We start from the raw sequence: 1,362 nt of genomic DNA on the forward strand, positions 1-1,362 counted from the left end.
AAATCTATGGTCGCCCCCGTTTTTGCAACACTGATTTTTGATGGCGTAGTTGGTTTGCTCAAATCTATCCGGCGTCGTTATGGGGATATGTCCCCGCGCCATGATGAGAGTCGCGCCCAACGATCCTTAAAAGTAGCGCGGCTTTGAAAAGCCTATTTACTTCCCAGGTTGTTCGTCAGGCCGGTGGGCCGTTCACGTCATCCGAATTCAGCAATCGCAAAACCAGATAGGAAGACTTCGGGATAACAGCGCAGGATCGGGTATCAGATCGGCTTGAAAAGAGGCTCCGCAGCAAACGTGGTGTGGCGCGTCGCTATCGCCCACGCAATGCGGGCGAGTTTGCTGGCCAGTGCGCAGGCCACCACGTTCGGATGTCGCCGGGTTAGCAGCGAGCGCACCCAGTCGGCCAGAGGGCCGGTTTGGCTGCCGAGGCGCCGCATGTACGATTTCGCGCACTGAACCAACAGGCGCCGCAGGTTCTTGTCACCGCGCTTGGTGATGCCGAGCAGATTGGGTTTCCCGCCTGTGCTGTATTGTCGGGGTACCAGTCCTACCGAGGCGGCAAAGTCGCGACTGCAGCCAAATTGTTTGCCATCACCCATCTCTGCCGTTAGCGCACTAGCGGTGACTGGTCCGACACTTGGGATCGTCAGCAGGCGTTGACCCAGATCATCGTCCGCAAGTTGTCGGGCCTGTTCCTTGTCGAGCTGGTCGACCTGTTCAGAGAGGTACTTGAAGTGCGCGTGCAAGCGCTCCAACAGTGCGATCATTTGTGGCGGCAGGACATGCTCGGCAAGCACGGCGGGCAGGCGCCTGATCACGGCGCTGCCCGTTGGCAGACTAACGCCGAATTCCAGCAGGAAGCCATGAATCTGGTTGATGGTTTTCACTCGATCGCGAACAAGCGAGTCGCGCACGCGATGCAGCGCGGACAGGCTTTGCCGGGATTCCGTCTTCGGCGTGACGAAGCGCATTGACGGACGTGAAGCGGCTTCGCAGATGGCCTCCGCATCAACGAAATCATTCTTGTTCCCTTTCACGAACGGACGAACGAATAGTGGTGAAATCAGTTTGACCTGATGCCCCAGTTCGGAGAGCTTGCGGGCCATCCAGTGGGCACCAGCACAGGCTTCCATGACGACTGTGCAGGGATGAAGGTTGCCAAGAAAGATGATCAGCTGCTTACGGCTGAACTTCTTGCGAAGCAGTGCGTTGCCAGCCCGGTCCTGCCCGTGGAGATGAAATACGTGTTTGCCCAGGTCAATTCCAATCAGTGTCACGTCGTGCATGATGGCCTCCTCGGAGGTGGGAAATTCCCCTAAGCGTAGATGCCCTGAGGACGGGGGCGACCATCTCATTAGT

1 protein-coding gene is annotated in these 1,362 nt (G+C 57.6%); it reads right to left on the reverse strand.

Annotation, left to right across the window (positions count from 1 at the left end; translation table 11 throughout):
• Positions 1-263: 263 nt before the first annotated feature.
• Entirely contained in the window at positions 264-1,289 is a 1,026-nt protein-coding gene (locus tag A6V37_RS01030; RefSeq protein ID WP_064272057.1) for an IS110 family RNA-guided transposase, read from the reverse strand.
• Between the last annotated feature and the right edge of the window lie 73 nt (positions 1,290-1,362).

It is taken from the genome of Paraburkholderia ginsengiterrae (assembly GCF_001645125.1).
Classification (GTDB): Bacteria; Pseudomonadota; Gammaproteobacteria; order Burkholderiales; family Burkholderiaceae; genus Paraburkholderia; species Paraburkholderia ginsengiterrae.